Consider the following 17393-nt stretch of genomic DNA (forward strand, 5'->3'; position numbering starts at 1 on the left):
TGTCCCCCTCGTAAAGGCGAGCTTATTCGATTCTCGGCACAACTAAATACACGTAGGTGCCGACATCTCTTGTGCTGCGAACCCGGATTCCGAAATCCTGTCCGAAATTCAGCTTAATCCGGTGATTGATATTATAAAGTCCGATATTGCCGTTTTTCTCATCCGGCTTGTTCAGCTGCCGTCTCAACCGTTTGAGCTCATCTGCATCCATCCCTTTGCCGCTGTCACAAATGGCGATAAGCAGTCCTCTCTTCACTGTGGTGACGCTGATGCGAACCGCACCCTCCCGCCGATCCTCACCGAATCCATGCCGGATACAGTTCTCCACGACAGGCTGCAGCAGCAGCTTGGGTATTCTGCACGGTAATACGCGCTGATCTGGAATGTACTCGTCGACCTGCAAGCGGTCATCGTATTTTTTATTCATAATATAAAGATAATTCCGTACGTGCTCCAGTTCCGTTCTAAGCTCCACGAGCTCACCCGACTGCCTCATCGAATAACGGAACATGTGGCTTAAGGAAAGCACGATATGATTGGAGGACTCAATGTTACCGCATACAATTTCCGTCTGCAGCAACTGCAGCGTATTGAACAGAAAATGAGGATTGATCTGAGCCTGCAGCGCCTTCAGCTCTTCTTCTTTCAGCGCGATCTGAGTCAGATAGTTTTGCTGAATGAGCAGGTCGATCCGGTCCATAAGCTCTTTGAATTTCATGCCAATCTGATTGATTTCGTGATATTGGTAGTTTTTATCGTGAATGTACAGCATGTCGTCGGTCCCGATTTTATCGAGCGTCTTCAGCAGGCCCTGCATCGGCCGGGAAATGCGAAAGGTGACCGCCAGGCTAATCAGCACATTTAGAATCAGGCACAGGTAAAGAATTCGCGCCAGGTTCGATTTTAGCGGAGCAGATTGGCTCGTGATTTCACTCATCGGCACGGCGGAGATCATCATCCAGCCTTCAACAGCCGTCGGTTGATAAATAATCAAATGCTCCTCCCCGTATAATGGCGTGCGGAAATTGCCCGACTTCTGTTCGTATATCTCATCGATTCCAGCAATGTCCATGATTTGGCCGATTTCTTCGTTGTTCTGGTGAACGATGATTCTCCTGTTCTCGTCGATCAGAAAGATGCTCCCTCTGTTCTGATAGTTATTGCGCTCGAACATACTGTTTACTTTCTGCAAATCCAGGTTGGCAATGACCGAGCCGATGACCTCGCGGCGAAAGCCTTTGACCTGCATAGCTACGGACAAGGTAGGACGTCCATATCGAGAAATGTCCGAGCTCAAATAATAATCCTGCTGATGTATGCCCAGGCTAAAAAAATAATCTCCCTGCCGGAGCTGAAAGGATTCCTGTGCCCACGGCTGCGCCCCGAAGGAATATTCCCACCAAAGCGAGCTCCGCCCGTTCAAATTGTTGACATATCCGTTTTTCCCCAGAATAAGTACATCGCTGATTAACGACTGGTACGTATTGATGCTCTGCGTAATTTCGGAAATATTTCGTTCATGCTGGAGCAAATAGGCCATATCAGGCACTTCAGCATGCCGCATGATTGCGCCGACGGATTGGTTGCTTGCCAGCACCAGCAGCGAACGCTTCGTCTCCTCCAGGTTGAAGCTTAAGCCTTGAGCAGCCTGCTCCATTACCTTGTTGCTTGACCGGATCACCTCTTCCGTAATCATCCGGGTCGAATCGCGAATGGATAACATCCCAAGCAGCACGAGCAGCAGCAGGTTACCGAGCAAATAGTAAACGAGGAACGTCCGATAAATCGTTTTTTGCAGCATGAAACGGCGTAAAAATCGCAGTATTCTGTTCATACATAGCTCCCTCAATAGCTGATCATTCTCCCTATTCATCCTAATGCATTTTAGCAAAAGAACAAAGCAGATGAATAGACTCTCCTCATTTTCGCCAAAAAAAAGAAGCATTGATCGATTGCAATCAACGCTTCTGAGTCTACCTATTCCACGCTCAAATTGTCCCAGTTCTGCTGGAACTGCTCGTACATCTCGGGTTTTGTGACTTTGCCGCCGATGTAGGCCTGAATGCTGCTGGCGAATTCGCCCGACATGCCATTCGGGAACCGGAACCAGTTCCAGGTCAGCGCTTGACCTGCATCGGTGTATTTCAGAACCTCGATGCCGAGCGCCCCGAGATCCTCTTCTTTGCCTTCGATGCTGTCAAAGGCCGGAATGAACTGAAACTCCTCGGTAATGTACCTCTTGCCTGTCTCGGAGGAGACCAGCCAGTTGAGGAAGGTTTTCGCTTCCTCTTTGACAGGGGAATTCTTGTTGATGACCCAGTTGTTCGGCACCCCGACGAACAGTACATCATTATCCTCGGCCGTATCATCGATCGGCATAGGCAGTATTCCCAGGTCGAGATTCGGGTTGATCCCATCGATCTGCCCCTGCGTCCAGTTGCCCTGCTGCATCATCGCGGCTTTGCCGCTGGCGAACAGCGTCACTTGTGTGTTGTAATCCGTGGTGAGCGGGTTCGGATTGCTGTATTCCAGCGTCAGCTCCAACAGATCCGACCACTGCTGCACGACCGGATCATCTGCGAACTTCGCCGTCCCTTCGTTTAACTGCTGAATAAATGCCGCTGGGTCTGTCTGATACGCAAAGGCGGCATTGATGTTATGGTTGCCAAGCACGAACGACTCCTGATACCCGTTGGAGAACGGGATAATGCCCACAGCTTCCAGCTTTTGTGCCGCCTCCCGCAGCCCGCTGAGCGTGATCGGGCGCTCGGTAATGCCGGCCTGACGGAACAGCTCCTTGTTGTAAATAAAGCCGTAGCCCTCCAGGTTCATCGGCTGTCCGTATAATTTGCCGTCCTTGGTCATCGGCTCTTTGGCCAGCTCCTTGACATCCTTGACCCAAGGCTGATCGGATAAATCCTCCAGGTATTCTTCCCACATTTCCATCTCACGGTATCCGCCGATATTGAAAATATCGGGCTCTTCCCCAGAGGCGAATTTGGAGCGGAGTGTCGCGCCGTAATCGCTGCCGCCCCCCACCGTCTGGATTTCCAGCTTGATGTCCGGATGCTCCTGCTCAAACTCCTTCTGCAGACCTTCCAACGCTTCGGCAATCTCTACTTTGAATTGGAAAATATGCAGCACCTTGCGCCCGTCTTGCATTTCGGCTTCCTTCCGGCTCCCGCAGCCCGCTGCAAGCAATGCGGCCAGCAGAAGTAATAGGACCGACCTGCCGATGTATTTTCTAGCTCTCATATCAGCTCAACCTCCCGTCCATCGATCATGATCTTCATATCATCATCCTTTGACCGAGCCCTGGGCGATGCCGTCGATGATGTATCTCTGCATAAACAGAAAGAAAATCACGATCGGGGTAATGCCCAGTACGAGCGCAGGCAAGGCCAGATCCCACTGCTTCGTGAACTGTCCAAAAAATGCGAAGGTTTCGATCGGAATCGTAAACAGCTCCGGCTTCTGCAAAATCAGCGAAGGCATCAGGTAATCGTTCCAGATCCACAGCGTGTTGAGAATGACGACGGTTACCGCAATCGGCTGCATCAGCGGCAGGACGATCCGGAAGAAGATGCCGTAAGGCGAGCAGCCGTCCACCCGCCCGGCTTCCTCGATATCGAGCGGAACTGACTTCACGAATCCGTGGAGCAGAAACACCGTCAGCGGCGCGCCGAACCCAAGGTAGCAAAGGATCAGCCCCGTTCGCGAGTTCATGATGCCAAGCATGCTCGTCACTTTGACGAGCGGAATCATAATCGCCTGGAACGGAATGATCATCGCCGCCACGAAAGCCATGTACAGTATGCGGTTAAACCAGGTTGGCCTGCGGGCCATCCGGTAAGCAGCCATCGCGCACATCAGCACGAGCAGCAGATTGCTGAGGACGGTAATGAGCAGCGAGTTCCCGAAGGCTTTGGGAAAAGATGTCTTTTCCCATGCTCCGGCGTAATTCCCCCATTGGAACGCCGACGGCCAGCCGGCCGCATCGGTCAGAATCTCTCCAAAGCTCTTGAGCGAGTTGACCAGCAGAAAATAAAACGGAACAAGGAACAGCAGGCCGCCGATGATGATCAACAGCTCGACCAGCACGATTTTTCCGTTATATCGCTTTGCCGTCTCCATCACATCTCCACCTCCTTGCTCTTTGTCGCCCATACTTGAAGTATGGAAATGATCGCCACAATAAGGAAGAACAGGATCGCTTTCGCGGAGCCCATGCCAAACCGGCTGATGTTGAAAGCTTCATTATAAATATTAAGCGCGACGGATTCCGTTGATTTGAACGGCCCGCCTTTGGTCAAGGACAAATTGAGATCGAAAAGCTTGAACGACCAGGAAATCGCCAGGAACAGACAGACTGTCACCGCAGGCATGATCAGCGGCACGATGATTTTGCCGAGCACCTGCCGTTTGCCAGCGCCGTCCACCTGCGCCGCCTCCATCAGATTCTTCGGCACGTTGTTCATTGCAGAGATGTAAATGACCATCAAATATCCAGCATTTTGCCAGACAAATACGATAATGATGGCCCAGAACGAGGTGAATTCCGTGCCCAGCCACGACAGCCGGAAGAAGCTTAGCCCGGTCCATTCGCCGATCGAGCTAAAACCCCGCACAAAAATAAACTGCCAGATAAAACCGAGCAGCAAACCGCCAATGACATGGGGCATAAAAAATACGGTACGCATGACGTTCCGCGTTCGGAAAGGCTTCGTCAGCAAATAAGCGAGGATAAATGCTGTGACATTCGTTAGAAGGACGCTAAGCAGCGTAAATTTCGCGGTAAACACAAACGAACTGCGGAAAGCGAGATCTCGCGTGAATATATGCAGATAATTGCTCACACCGACAAGGTCGGCATGGCGCGAAATCCCGTTCCAGCTCGTAAATGAGTAATACAGGCCGAGCACAAAAGGCGCAGCCACGATCAATATAAAAAATATAGTCGATGGTCCGACAAAAATGATCTGCTGCAGCAATTGGGACGCTCTCTTGCGCATCAAACGCTCCCTCCCTTGGCTTACGGTATTGACCTCTTTTTACCCTATAAGCCAAAGCTTTGAATCTGGGAGCAGCTATTCCTATCCTGTCCGCGCCTATGCAGATGTCTCATCCAACCGCTCTCTGCGCTGTCTCCGGTGATGCAGCGCATAATACAACAATGCGGTGAAAGCGACCACCATCGCACCGACAAAATACATCGTTCCGTAGCTGGTCATCGCGGCTACCACACCCAGGACATAGGAGCCAACCCCATAACCCGCGTCAAAAAACACAAAATAGGTGCTCGTAGCCAGCCCGCTGCGCTGAATCGGCGACGATTTGATGGCAATCGCCTGAAAGCTGGGCAGCAGAGCGCCGTAACCAAGACCGATCACGCCGCCGGCCGCCAGGAAGGCAAAGGTGGTATCAGCCTGACTGAGCCAAACCATGCCAATGACGAAGAAGAGTATGCCCGGATACACCAGCACATGCTCGCCTTTGTGGTCGAACAACCTCCCGGTGAAAGGCCGGGAAATGAGAATAAGGGCGGCGAACACGATAAAGAAATAGCTGGCGAACGGCTCCATTCCCAGGCTTTTGGCATACACCGAAATGAACGTAGAAATCGCGCCATAGGAGAAGGCCAACATAAAGCCGGAAATGGAAATCGGAATCGCCTTCGTCTCGATGAAGTTGCTCCAATGCCATGATGAGGCAGCGCCAGGTTTCTTCGGTTCTGGATCGCCAGGGATTTGCAGCAGCAGGCCGCAGACCAAAGAGAGCGCCGAGAATATAAGACACATGATGAATAACACGGGGAAATTAAAGTGGGTGACGATGGTTAAGCCAAGGAACGGCCCGAAAACCATTGCGAGACTCATGAAGAGCGTAAAATAGCCGATCCCTTCACCTTTGCGATTCTCCGGAATCAGCTTGATCGCGATCGCCGAGGTGGTCGTCGCCGCGACGCCGAAAGCCGCCCCGTGAATGACGCGGAGGACGAGCAGCGGCGCAATGCCGCGTACAATCAAATATAGGGCGCTGCAGACCGCAAACAGAATGAGCGAGGCACTCATGATTTTGCGGTTGTCCAGCTCGTTCAGCCACTTGCCGGCCAAGGGCCGGAAGATAACCGCAGCGATAACGAATACCGTAGTCACAAGGCCGATGCCCTTCTGGCTGCCATGCAGCGTTTCCAGCACAAAGGTCGGCAGTGTCACGGCCAAAATATAAAAGGTTATAAACACAAAAAAACTGCTGAAGCAGATCAGCAAGAAGTTCTTGTTCCATAATGATGTTTCTTTCAAATTGTTTTCCTGCTTTCTATGTTTGTATTTTGGGATGAAGTGCTGCGCAGGGGTTACATGCGTTCATTTATTTTCTGAAATACCCGGCGGAGCAGCACAAGCTCCTCCTCATTTAAGTCCTTTAAGTATGACTGCGTAAACTCTGCCTCGATGGGCAGAAGTATCTGGCTTAAGCTTCGTCCGCTCTCTGTGACATGGATTAGATAGGAGCGCCGGTCCTCTTTATTGGCTCCTCGGCGTATGAACTCTTTCCGCTCCAATTGGTCCAGAATGCGAGTGACGTTGGTCGGGTCTTTCTCCGTGCGCCGGGACAGCTCCGCTTGCGTAATGCCGTCCTCCTCGGTCAGTGTCTGCAGTATGCCCCATTGCTCGGATGTAATCCCGTAGTCATGAAACTTCTGCGTTAATTGCTGGGTGATTTTACGCCCGGTATTGGTAATGATATAGCCAAGGGAATCCATGATCCGCAACGTTGAACGCCTCCTCGCACAATAATTATATGTATAACAATTATAGATATAGCAACTATATCATGTCAATCCTATGCATAATTTTCATCTGCCCGAATCAGAATAACGTTGTCTTTCCAATTGAGTCCAAAGGAGTGTTATGCATGCGCGAAGGTTTGATTCCTACTGTTCTTGGAGCCGTAGTATCCGCTTCAGCCGCCTCACTGCTTCGGAGCAAGTATAAGCTTGCCGCTACCGGTGCTCTTGGCTTTGGCCTAGCCCACATCGTGCTCGGGGCCATCGACCTCGTCGAGCATCGCTAGCTGATCGGGAAAGATCGCCCGGGAAGTAATCCTTCCCGGGTATTTAAGTTTTCGCTCCTTCTGGGCAAATGCCTATACGGCGAACTAGTCATTCGCATAGAATGCCGTATCATTAGAAATGGGAGTGAATCACTTGAATCAATTTTATCCAATGCATCATCATCATCACATGTCTCATCATGGAGGCCATGGACATCATCATCATCCTCATCATCCTCTGGCGGTAACTCTTGTCGACCCTTGCGTGGTCGATGCGCTAAAAGCCAATATCGGCAACTATGTAGTGCTGGAAACGACTCGCGGAGGAATTGACGGCTGTATCGCCGACGTCAAGCCAGATCATGTGGTGCTGGATGCACGCGGAAAAAAATTCTTAGTTCGCATATGCGAAATCGTCTGGATCATGCCAAAATAACGCGAAAGTTAAAGGGATACCAAGAAAGCTGCGGACTACGCAGCTTTCTTTGCTATTACATACATCATTTACAAGTGGCGTTTGCCGTGTTATCATTAACGCTGACTCAAACATTCAAAATTTCAGATATATGAATATATGAAAGCAAGGAGATACCTTTCGTTATGGACAAAGGCATACAGCAATTCAAGGCAGATTTCTTCAAAGCGCTTGCTCATCCGATGAGAATCCGCATTTTGGAAATATTGAGCCAAGGAGAACGCAATGTGAACGAGCTTCAGACGATGCTCGAGTCGGAGGGCTCGGCGGTATCCCAGCAGCTAGCCGTGCTTCGCGCCAAGAACCTGGTCAATACCGTCAAGGAAGGAACGACCGTGATTTACTCGCTTCGCGATCCGTTGATCAGCGACCTGCTTGCGGTAGCCAAGCATATTTTCAATAACCATTTAGTTGAATCCATATCTATGCTGGAGGACATCAATAAACAAATTTAACGATTAGAAAAGAAGGTTAAACAAAATGAAATGGGTAGGACGATTTAGTGGTTACTCTGTACATGCGTTTCGCAAGGATTTAGTATCGGGCTGTATCGTCGGAATTGTCGCCATTCCTTTAGGGATGGCTTTTGCCATTGCTTCGGGAGTAAAGCCCGAGTATGGACTGTATACAACGATCATAGCGGGGATTCTAATCTCTCTGCTCGGCGGATCTAAATTTCAAATCGGCGGACCGACCGGAGCGTTCATTCCGATTCTGCTGGCGATCGTGATGCAGTACGGGTACGAAAATCTGCTGATCGCCGGATTTCTAGCAGGCGTATTCCTTGTGCTGATGGGACTCCTCCGGCTGGGGTCGCTGATCAAATTCATACCGAAGCCGGTCACCATCGGGTTTACCTCCGGGATCGCCGTCATTATTTTCAGCGGACAAATCGCAAACTTTCTCGGGCTTGAGGGCGTGGAGCGTTATGAGTATTTTTTCTATAACATGAAGGAAATATTCTTGCGGATATCCTCTTTGAACCTGTACAGCGTACTGATTGCCGGCATATGCTTGGCTGCTCTTATTCTAACTCCTAAATTTCTGCCGAAAGTCCCCGGATCTCTCGTGGGCATCATTATCTCCACTTTGATTGCTGCCTGGCTGTTTCCCGGCAAAGTAACGACGATTGGATCAGCCTACGGGCCTATTCCTGCGGGATTGCCGAGCTTTGCTCCGCTTGATTTCACTTGGGATCGCATCCTCCTAATGCTGCAGCCGGCTTTGATCATCGCTATGCTCGGGAGCATTGAGTCGCTGTTGTCCGCCGTCGTTGCCGACGAGATGACCGGAACCCGGCATAACAGCAACCGGGAATTGATCGGTCAAGGAGTGGCCAATATGACGGCCCCTTTGTTTGGAGGCATCCCGGCTACCGGCGCGATTGCCCGGACGGCAACGAATATTAAGAACGGTGCGGTTTCCCCTCTATCCGGGATCATTCATGGCGTCGTCGTGCTGCTGATCGTTGTCTTGTTCGCGCCTTACGCCTCCAGCATTCCGTTGGCAAGCATGGCCCCCATTTTAATGGTCGTAGCCTGGAACATGAGCGAGTACAAGAACTTCACCCATATGCTCAAAACCCGGACAGGGGATTCGCTCATCCTGCTCGTCACTTTTGTGCTCACGGTATTTACGACCTTGACGGTTGCCGTACAAGCGGGACTAGCTTTGGCCGTCATCCTGTTCATTAAACGGATGAGCGGGATGCTTGCGGTTGAAAAAGTGCTGCCTGACCACTCTTCGGGCAAGGAAAAGGTGCAGGCGCATATGGTAACCGAAGAGCGGGATTGTCCGCAGATCGGCATTTATACGGTTGAAGGTACGCTGTTCTTCGGAGCCTCTCATGTCTTGGAGAGCTTGGATCAGAAGCTGCTTGCGGATCAAGACCTTCAGGTCGTCCTGCTGCGTATGGGCAGCGTTCCCTTCATGGACACCACGGGGGAATCCAATTTTTCCAGCCTGATTCAGCGCCTCATGCAGCGCGGCGTCATCGTTCTTATTTCCGGCATGAAGCCGCAGCCCAGAGAGCTTCTGATCAAGACCGGCGGCTATGCCATGATCGGCGAGGATCGATTCTTCGGGCATACGGGGGAGGCACTGAACTATGCGCTGGAAAATCTGCAATTCCATAAATGCCTCGGCTGTAAGCAGTTCGCCTTTCGGGAATGCACCACGCTCAGCAGCACCGGCAGCCTGCGCCAGCATATTTCGTAGAAAGCACCTACGCTATAAATAGGAAACAAAAAGCACGGCTTCATAAGGGAAGCCGTGCTTTTTAAACGCTTGGTTAAGATTTTACGCTCAACTTCCTTAGTAAGCCGTCCAACCTGCATCTGCCGAGATGACCGTACCGTTCACAAAGCTGGAATCATCCGAAGCAAGAAACAAGGCTACCTTAGCAATTTCCTCAGCTTTTCCCATACGTGGATTAATCGCCATACCGAGCTGCTGCCGTGAAGCCCCGAAGTGATTAATGCCCGTCATGGATGTGCCGATATTCGTTTCTACTCCACCCGGAGCAATCGCGTTGCAGCGGATGCCTTTCGCTGCGTACATGAAGCCTGTATTTTTAGTAAGTCCGATGACAGCATGCTTGGAGGCCGTATATGCCGCCCCTGCCCGCGCTCCCTGCAGCCCGCCGACTGAAGCCACGTTGACGATGACTCCCTTTTGCTTCTCCAGAAAAATCGGCAGGATCTTACGGGTGGAACGCATTACGCTTGTCGTGTTCACGGCAAAGACTCTTTCCCACTGCTCGTCCGTAATATCGCCTGCCGGCTCCATATTGTCCATAATCCCTGCATTATTAACCAATACATCGACCGTTCCATAGGTTTTGACCGTGGTATCGATCAGATTTTGAATATCTTCTTCCACTGCAACATTCGTTTTGATCGCAAAAGCAGTTCCGCCCTGTGACGCAATTTCTTCGACCGTAGCGTTGGCCCCGTCGAGATTCAAATCGGATACGGCCACTTTCGCGCCCTCTTTCGCAAAGAGCAACGCAATTTGTTTTCCCATTCCGGACGCTGCCCCGGTTACGATCGCCACTTGATTCTGAAGCTTCATCAAAATCCCTCCCGAATGTTCATACCATGTTAGATTACGACTATAGCTGCTGTAATATTCAATTTTTATGTGATTGCTGATGCTTCGAATATACTTCCTTAAACACAACAAAGCCCGGGCCAACTGGCCGGGGCTTCATTTTTATTTATTCGAAGTAACGGTTTCCAATAAGGTAATACCAAATTACAAACCCGCTTATGATGCCGTGCCCGTCACGGTTGAACCGCTCTTCTTGATCGTATAGTTGACGATTTCCCCGCTCCAGAAGTGGAACTTGAGAGTGACTGTAGCATCGTTCACTTCGTTAAAGAAAGCCTGCTGCAGTTTGATTTTCCCTTCGCTGTAAGCTGGGCTGAACGTCGTCTCGAATTCTTTAAAGGAGGTCCAGTTATGCGGGCCGGCATTGCCGCCGTTTACGTATACGGCTTCCATCGTAGCGAGCTGATCGCCATTGAAGGCGGTTGGAATCGCAAAAGAAGAAGTATTTCCCGTCGTGCTGCTAAGCTTAGGCGTATTGTACAGCACTACATTGAACTTCCAATCGGCGCCTTTATTGAATTTGGCCACGATTGTCGCGTTGACTCCCAATTTACCTGAAGAGGTCAGCTTGGTCAGTTGGCTCGCTTTAAAAGTTAATGTGCTTCCGCTTAAAGTATAATCTGTGCCTGATTTCAACGCCGTCCCGTTCACGGAAAGGGAAGCTAGCGTATTCCCGTTAAGATTGAGCTGAACCGAAGTATCTTTAATCGTCGTGCCCTGCTTAACATGGATCAAATCGCTGGAGGCCGTGGATGAACGTCCCGTCCAGCTTGCCTTCATCATATTGAACAAATCCGGATCAGACCACTTAAAGCTCGTGCGGTTGAAGTGCTGTCCGTTATCCCACAGCATGGTGGTGATGCTTTTTTGCTTCACATACTGGGCGAAAAATTCAAAGAATTTCAATTTCTCCCCCTGCTCAATAACGCCCGTGTTCTTATCGAATCCAAGCAGGCCATATTCGCCGACAATCACCGGAATTCCCCTCGCTACAAATGTGTTATACACATTATCGAAGGTCGTTGTAATATCATTTTGCGTTTCCGCATCAAATTTCGTATATCCTGCGATATTTACGCTGAATGGCCAGAATCCATAAAAATGAACGGTTGCAATAATATTTTTGTCATTCAGTTTGGAGATCGTATTATATAGCGCCGTCATTCTTTCTGGCGTTGGAGAGGCTTCCAGCGTAGATAGAACCAGCGGGCGAGTCGCGTTTTGGCCGCCGGAATTTCTGACAATGTTGAAAAAGGATACGTTCAGCTCGTCCAGCATTTTTTGCTGCTTGGCTTCATCCGTTGTCCCGCCATCCGTAAAGCGCGGCTCATTGACGCTCTCGAACATCAGCTTGTTAGGGCTGTTCTTGAACTTGTTGGCGATTTGCGTCCAAATCGCGTTATAGCGGGCCAATACTTGATCATGCTGCGACTCCATTTTGCTGATCCACACCCACGAATCATGATGGACATTAATCATCACATAGAGGTTGGCATCCAAAGCCCACTGTACTACTTCCTGCACCCGATTGAGGTACCCGGCTTCAATCTGATAATTCGGAGCACCACCGATATGGGAATCCCAGGTAACCGGAATCCGTATGCTCTTATAGCCTTGCGCCGCAATGTTCTGAATGAGCTCTTTTGTAATACGCGGGTTGCCCCATGCCGTCTCATCCGCACCGACAGCATCCAGAGAATTTCCAAGGTTCCAACCAGGCTGCATCGCTTCAACATACGACTGCATTGCACTCTGAGGGGCCGCTGCTGAAGCGGCATTAGGAACGACGGCTGCCAATAAAGCAACAACGATGGCCAGCGAGAGAAAAGCCTTACTGTTTCTACGTTTTTTCATCTGAATTCTCCTCTACTCTTTTTTAAAAAATTACATTTCTTGTCATGTAAGCGATTTCGAAGTCTAATTTATCATATTTTCCACATGGCCTACACCATAATAATTAGAGAATAAATCATGTGTAAATTAGCGATGCCCTCTCGTTCCCCTTGAAAATTAACAAAACCTCGGCCAAAATGACCGAGGCTTTATTTCTATCTTCAAATTAAGGAAGCGTGTTGAGGAAAGGCTTAACCGTGTTCGCTAAAGTATAATTCGTCGTTGCATCCCAGTTGATCGACCACGTCATAGCCCCCCGGATACTCGGGTATTTGGCGACAGGCTTATAGCTTCCGCAGCCGTTCCCGGTGGCCAGGCAGTTCAGCGCATTGTTAACGACCGTCGGAGAGACATATCCTCCGCCTGCTGCCGAAGGTGTGGCCGGAACACCGATCCCTAATTGAGACGGGGATACCCACTGCAACGTCAGATCGGAGAGCGCCGTTAGGAAATCTACCGTTCCCTGAGCGTAGCATTTGCCGTCGCGCCCCAGCATGCATCCTGAATTGTAATACTGCACATTAATGACGGATGTAATATCTTTCAGGTTGTTATACAGCTGCATATAGGATGTATTCTGACTCTGCATGTCTATCGTTTGCGGAGCCATCGTTAAAATAAAGTTGCTGCCCACTCTTTGCTGCAGCTGACGAATAGCGCTGGTCAAATTCGCAACATTCATGCCATGCTCCAAATCGATATCCACGCCATCCAGGCCGAATTGAGTGATGACGCCATACATGCTTTCCACAAAATTCGTTACGTTAGGCGAAGCGTTATTCAAATTAATATTTCCCTGCTCGCCGCCAATGGATATGATGACCTTCTTCCCTTGCGAGCGTTTCGCCTGGATATCCGCAATCAGATCCGCATTCGAATATCCCCCCAGGGCTGACGACAAGGATGGATTAACACTAAAAGTAACTCCGCCCGGTCTAGCAGGATCCATATCAGCAAAAGATAATACAATAATATCGTACTGGTTCGGTACATCTCTTACTCTTAAATTGCTAGAGTTATTAATAAAGTTATGCCAGTATCCCGTCAGGGTATGCTTTGGCAGCTGACCGCCACCTCCGCCTCCACCATTTCCTGCCGCCGTTGTTGCATTTACGGTCGCACTTGCCGGGGAACGATTTCCGGCAGCGTCCTTGGCTACGACCTTAAAGGAATAAGCCGTGCTGGCTGCAAGTCCCGTAACCGTAGCCGTAGTTCCCGTTACGGAGAGAACAACGGATGATCCTTGATATACGTCATATCCCGTCACCCCTACGTTGTCCGAAGATGCCGACCAGGTTAAGGTTACACTGGATGAAGTGACGCCGCTGACTTTCAAATTCGCAGGAGCCGACGGTGCCACGGTGTCGCCTCCCCCGCCGCCTCCGCCTTGAACAAGCGCCCATAAAGCAGGCACATTAGGCGGTTCCCAACCTATTAAAGAGGTATGGGATTGAATATTTTTGTAGGTACTCCCGCCATACGTCACAGTATCGTTTACCGAATAGGACACATTGGGCGCCCATGCCCCGCGATCGGCCGCTGAAGCCGCCAATGGCATCAGGCTGATCAGCAGCGCAAAAACCAACAACAACGGCATCACTCTTCCCGGCTTGCCCAGCATGCCGAATAAACTCTTTCTCATCAACTAAACCCCTCCTCATGAAATGTTCAGCAAGGTTTCTGTTTCTCCATCCAAAACGGGAACATCACCTCCCTTCACATTTTTTAATAGAGATCCTATACCAAAAACATTATAACGTTATATACACATAATCTATATGATATGTAAATATTTCTCAATAGATCGGAGGGATTATTTTTTTACGAATACACAAAACCGCGGGAGCCAACAAAGCCGGTTGTGAACAGCCCATTTTCTTTAGGCCAAGTGTCATGAGTAGTGTTTCGTCCATAAGATAAACTAATTACTCGGCGAAAGGAGAAAGAACAATGAATCAGGAATACTTCAATGTTCAAGAATATCAACAAAGAGACCCTCAGCCATACCACTCTGGCCATTGGCACGGGCATCATCCTCACTACCATGGTTATGGTCATCACGCGCCTCACTTTATCCATCATCATCATCACTATCATCATGTCCACTACCACCGTACAGATCGGGCGGAGCAAACTTCACGATAATAATTTAAAAAGAGGACAAAAACAAAGGCGAGAAAAGTTACGCCCGGATGATATATTGAATATCCGCAGCGTTACTTTCTCGCCTTTTATCACATTTCAGTGGGCAACCCCATAGAACACCCAGACCACGATACTGAGTAACTGACACAGACTAGAAATCATCCGTTCGGCAGCTCCACCATTATCGAATAAACGAAGTGCAATTTTAAACTTTGGCACAAATAAGGAACGTATCCCGTCACTCCCAAAAATATCTCCAAATAAATGAGACCACCAGCCCACGATGAACCCTAGACAACTTGCCATAACCATTCCTGGATATTGACTGCCAAAGACGAAGAGTCCCACACTTAGGACGATTGCAAACTCAGGTGAATGAATGATCCAACGGTGTTTTACGAACGGCATGATGAGCAGAGCAATTCCAGTAAATAGGGCCATCCAGTGCCATTCGTATACGGCATAACCTATCAGCATCAAAGCCCCGCTAGCGATAAGTATGATCGTCCTAAGCCTTGCCAAACTGCCAGCAATAATACCTGCGCCAATGCAAATCGCCCCGGCTTGTATGGAGTAACCTAGCAGAATCAACACGAATCCTATGAATAGGAATATCCCTGATAATGCCCGCATGAGCTTTCTCTTCCTCGATGACAGCTGGATCTTCTGGCTCGCCGTACTCGTTTTATGATCCAAATCAGGGGCAAGTCCACCCACGATAGATGCCGCGCATACCACTCCACCGAAGCCAATAACCTCCAATGAGGTACTCATTGGGGAAGCGGTTAGTGCAGCTACAGATGTAGCCGATCCAGCAAGCAAGGCTAGTGCAGAGTGTCCCCGTTTATTCAATTGTCATCACATCCCTTCCGGCTGAGAACTTCTCTTGCTGACTGTATCCTGCTGTCGTTAAAATACCGCGGGAGATGAGCATGACATGAGAACGTACGTTTTCATTTTAACTCAAACATATCTCCTTAATCAAGATAGAAAAGACCACCTAGGCTTTGCCGAGGTGGTAGCTTATACCTTAGATAACAGAGGGACAATTCCAACTATGGTAATTTTTAAATCTAATATTTTCAGAATGATCTACCAACTAATTTGAATTCCTCTTCCTAAAGGCTTTATCGTTACATTACCTACTACTCTAGATTTACCATCACTAAAACCTTGTTCTATTGCGTCAGCAATCTTACTCTCATCACCACTACCACCCAATTTATTTATAGCCTCTGCAGCTACTGAATAGTTAGTAGAGCTTTCGGAATAAAAAATGACCAAGACATTACCATTGAACCCATGACTAACACCATTTCCAAATGCCGTATAACCAATTCCACCGTCCCCATATATCTTTGCACCTGCATCTTCGTAAATATCTTTAACTTTAGCAACGACATCACTAATTGACTCAGAATTGTGTTCCAATCTATTACCTATATAAACGGTTTTTGTTGCTTGTTCCCATAGTACATCTTCGCCCAGTGCTTCCCCAATGAAACGTAATGGAACCATTGTGCGATTATTAATTGTTTTTGCTGCTGCATCTAAATGATGTAGTTGTTCATTGATTTTCGCTTTTTTCGAACCAATGGTAAGTTCGATCGTTTTATCACCTTTTGATGCTGTTACTTTTCCTTCTTTCTGGTTCCAATTTACTTTAGCACCTAAAGTCTCAAAAATCCCTCTTAACGGAACTAGTGTTCTTCCATTCTCTAAAACTGGCGGTTGATCATATTGTTGCATCTCTCCATTAATAATAACTTTAATCTCCCATGATGCAGCATGAGATGGAGTTGACATGATTGCTGTATAAAAAAGTAGTAGTAACAACAAAAGCGATGCTTTTGTCAACGTTTTTGCATTTACCAACTTAAAGTAACCCCCATTCCAGCAGGCGATACGGTTATATTACCAATTTTAACTGGTCCGCCAGATTCGCCCTTAAATGCTGTATCAATAGCAGCAGCAATTTTACTAGCATCACCACTGCCGCCTAATTTGTTTGCCACCTGTGCAGCCACTGTGAAATTATTTGAATCCCCAGTATCGAGAATAAATAGTATGTGGCTACCGTTCCCTCGAATAGTATAGGCTTGACTAATACCATTATCTACAGCAGAAAAAGAAGAATCATCAACAGAAATCTGTGCTCCTGCATTTTCATAAATATCCCTTACCTTATCGAACCACTTATTCGCAGGCTCTGGTATTGGTTCTATTATAATACCTATGTATACGGTTCTAGTTGCTTGTTCCCAGCGAACATCTTCGCCTAACGCTTCCCCAATGAAACGTAGCGGAACCATTGTGCGATTATTGATTGTTTTTGCTGCTACATCTAAATCGTGTAGTTCTTCATTGATTTTCGCTTTTTTTGACCCAATGTTAAGTTCGATCGTTTTATCACCTTTCGATGCTGTTACTTTTCCTTCTTTCTGGTTCCAATTTACTTTAGCACCTAATGTCTCAAATATCCCTCTTAGCGGTACTAGCACTCTCCCATGCTCCAAAACGGGTGGCCGGTCATATTGCTGTATCTCTCCATTAATAATAACTTTGATTTCCTGCGAATTAGCATCTATTTGATTAGGAAATGCCAGTACCCATATAAATATCGATAATAACAATACAATTTTTCTCATCTTGTCTCTTGTCTCTCCTCTCTCTCATCCTATTATTTATCTTACCATGATATAAAAATTCAACCACT

General features: G+C 48.5%; 17 protein-coding genes. 5 read left to right on the forward strand and 12 right to left on the reverse strand.

The features are described from left to right. Positions 1-22: 22 nt before the first annotated feature. The 6 genes from ACYUJT_RS07640 to ACYUJT_RS07665 form a co-directional block, all read right to left on the reverse strand. The gene (locus ACYUJT_RS07640; RefSeq protein ID WP_460320168.1) at positions 23-1834 is read right to left on the reverse strand and encodes a sensor histidine kinase; all 1812 of its coding nucleotides are present in this window, start codon (positions 1832-1834) and stop codon (positions 23-25) included. A 143-nt stretch (positions 1835-1977) separates the two neighbouring features. Beyond that, on the reverse strand, positions 1978-3255 hold the full coding sequence (locus ACYUJT_RS07645; protein WP_460320170.1) for an ABC transporter substrate-binding protein: 1278 nt from the start codon (positions 3253-3255) through the stop codon (positions 1978-1980). A 42-nt stretch (positions 3256-3297) separates the two neighbouring features. Further along, entirely contained in the window at positions 3298-4134 is an 837-nt protein-coding gene (locus ACYUJT_RS07650) for a carbohydrate ABC transporter permease (RefSeq protein ID WP_460321569.1), read from the reverse strand. Continuing rightward, positions 4134-5015, reverse strand: coding sequence for a carbohydrate ABC transporter permease (locus ACYUJT_RS07655; RefSeq protein WP_460320173.1), 882 nt, complete (start codon positions 5013-5015; stop codon positions 4134-4136). The genes ACYUJT_RS07650 and ACYUJT_RS07655 overlap by 1 nt, the downstream gene beginning before the upstream one ends. Positions 5016-5108: 93 nt before the next feature. Then, a complete protein-coding gene (locus tag ACYUJT_RS07660; RefSeq protein ID WP_460320175.1) occupies positions 5109-6302 on the reverse strand; it encodes an MFS transporter in 1194 nt (397 codons plus the stop codon). Positions 6303-6355: 53 nt separating this feature from the next. Then, entirely contained in the window at positions 6356-6763 is a 408-nt protein-coding gene (locus tag ACYUJT_RS07665; protein ID WP_460321572.1) for a MarR family winged helix-turn-helix transcriptional regulator, read from the reverse strand. A gap of 152 nt (positions 6764-6915) precedes the next feature. Between ACYUJT_RS07665 and ACYUJT_RS07670 the strand changes: the two genes are divergently transcribed. The 4 genes from ACYUJT_RS07670 (at position 6916) to ACYUJT_RS07685 (ending at position 9745) form a co-directional block, all read left to right on the forward strand. After that, positions 6916-7074 carry a hypothetical protein gene (locus ACYUJT_RS07670; RefSeq protein ID WP_019635287.1) on the forward strand — a complete coding sequence of 53 codons (159 nt, stop codon included), beginning with the start codon at positions 6916-6918 and terminating at the stop codon, positions 7072-7074. Between the two features lie 169 nt (positions 7075-7243). After that, positions 7244-7489: a DUF2642 domain-containing protein gene (locus tag ACYUJT_RS07675; RefSeq protein WP_460320179.1), complete on the forward strand. Its 246-nt coding sequence runs from the start codon at positions 7244-7246 to the stop codon at positions 7487-7489. Between the two features lie 164 nt (positions 7490-7653). Beyond that, positions 7654-7983 (forward strand): ArsR/SmtB family transcription factor, encoded by a 330-nt coding sequence (locus ACYUJT_RS07680; protein WP_460320182.1) that lies wholly within the window; start codon positions 7654-7656, stop codon positions 7981-7983. Between the two features lie 25 nt (positions 7984-8008). Beyond that, complete coding sequence (locus ACYUJT_RS07685) at positions 8009-9745, forward strand: SulP family inorganic anion transporter (RefSeq protein WP_460320184.1); 1737 nt, start codon at positions 8009-8011, stop codon at positions 9743-9745. A 96-nt stretch (positions 9746-9841) separates the two neighbouring features. Here the strand turns inward: ACYUJT_RS07685 and ACYUJT_RS07690 are convergent, their stop codons facing one another. From ACYUJT_RS07690 to ACYUJT_RS07700, 3 genes are all read right to left on the reverse strand, one after another. Further along, a complete protein-coding gene (locus tag ACYUJT_RS07690) occupies positions 9842-10600 on the reverse strand; it encodes an SDR family oxidoreductase (RefSeq protein ID WP_460320186.1) in 759 nt (252 codons plus the stop codon). A gap of 195 nt (positions 10601-10795) precedes the next feature. Further along, positions 10796-12493, reverse strand: a complete 1698-nt coding sequence (locus ACYUJT_RS07695; protein ID WP_460320188.1) for a cellulase family glycosylhydrolase — start codon at positions 12491-12493, stop codon at positions 10796-10798. A gap of 205 nt (positions 12494-12698) precedes the next feature. Beyond that, entirely contained in the window at positions 12699-14174 is a 1476-nt protein-coding gene (locus tag ACYUJT_RS07700; RefSeq protein WP_460320190.1) for a chitinase, read from the reverse strand. Positions 14175-14501: 327 nt separating this feature from the next. Between ACYUJT_RS07700 and ACYUJT_RS07705 the strand changes: the two genes are divergently transcribed. Further along, positions 14502-14792 (forward strand): hypothetical protein, encoded by a 291-nt coding sequence (locus tag ACYUJT_RS07705; RefSeq protein WP_460320192.1) that lies wholly within the window; start codon positions 14502-14504, stop codon positions 14790-14792. On the opposite strand, the gene ACYUJT_RS07710 is transcribed toward ACYUJT_RS07705, so the two are convergent. The 3 genes from ACYUJT_RS07710 to ACYUJT_RS07720 form a co-directional block, all read right to left on the reverse strand. Continuing rightward, positions 14774-15529, reverse strand: a complete 756-nt coding sequence (locus ACYUJT_RS07710) for a metal-dependent hydrolase (RefSeq protein WP_460320194.1) — start codon at positions 15527-15529, stop codon at positions 14774-14776. The genes ACYUJT_RS07705 and ACYUJT_RS07710 overlap by 19 nt on opposite strands. A gap of 240 nt (positions 15530-15769) precedes the next feature. Next, positions 15770-16552, reverse strand: a complete 783-nt coding sequence (locus ACYUJT_RS07715) for a copper amine oxidase N-terminal domain-containing protein (protein ID WP_460320197.1) — start codon at positions 16550-16552, stop codon at positions 15770-15772. After that, a complete protein-coding gene (locus ACYUJT_RS07720; protein ID WP_460320199.1) occupies positions 16546-17325 on the reverse strand; it encodes a stalk domain-containing protein in 780 nt (259 codons plus the stop codon). The genes ACYUJT_RS07715 and ACYUJT_RS07720 overlap by 7 nt, the downstream gene beginning before the upstream one ends. Positions 17326-17393 lie beyond the last annotated feature (68 nt).

The sequence above is a fragment of the Paenibacillus sp. YSY-4.3 genome (genome assembly GCF_054767475.1).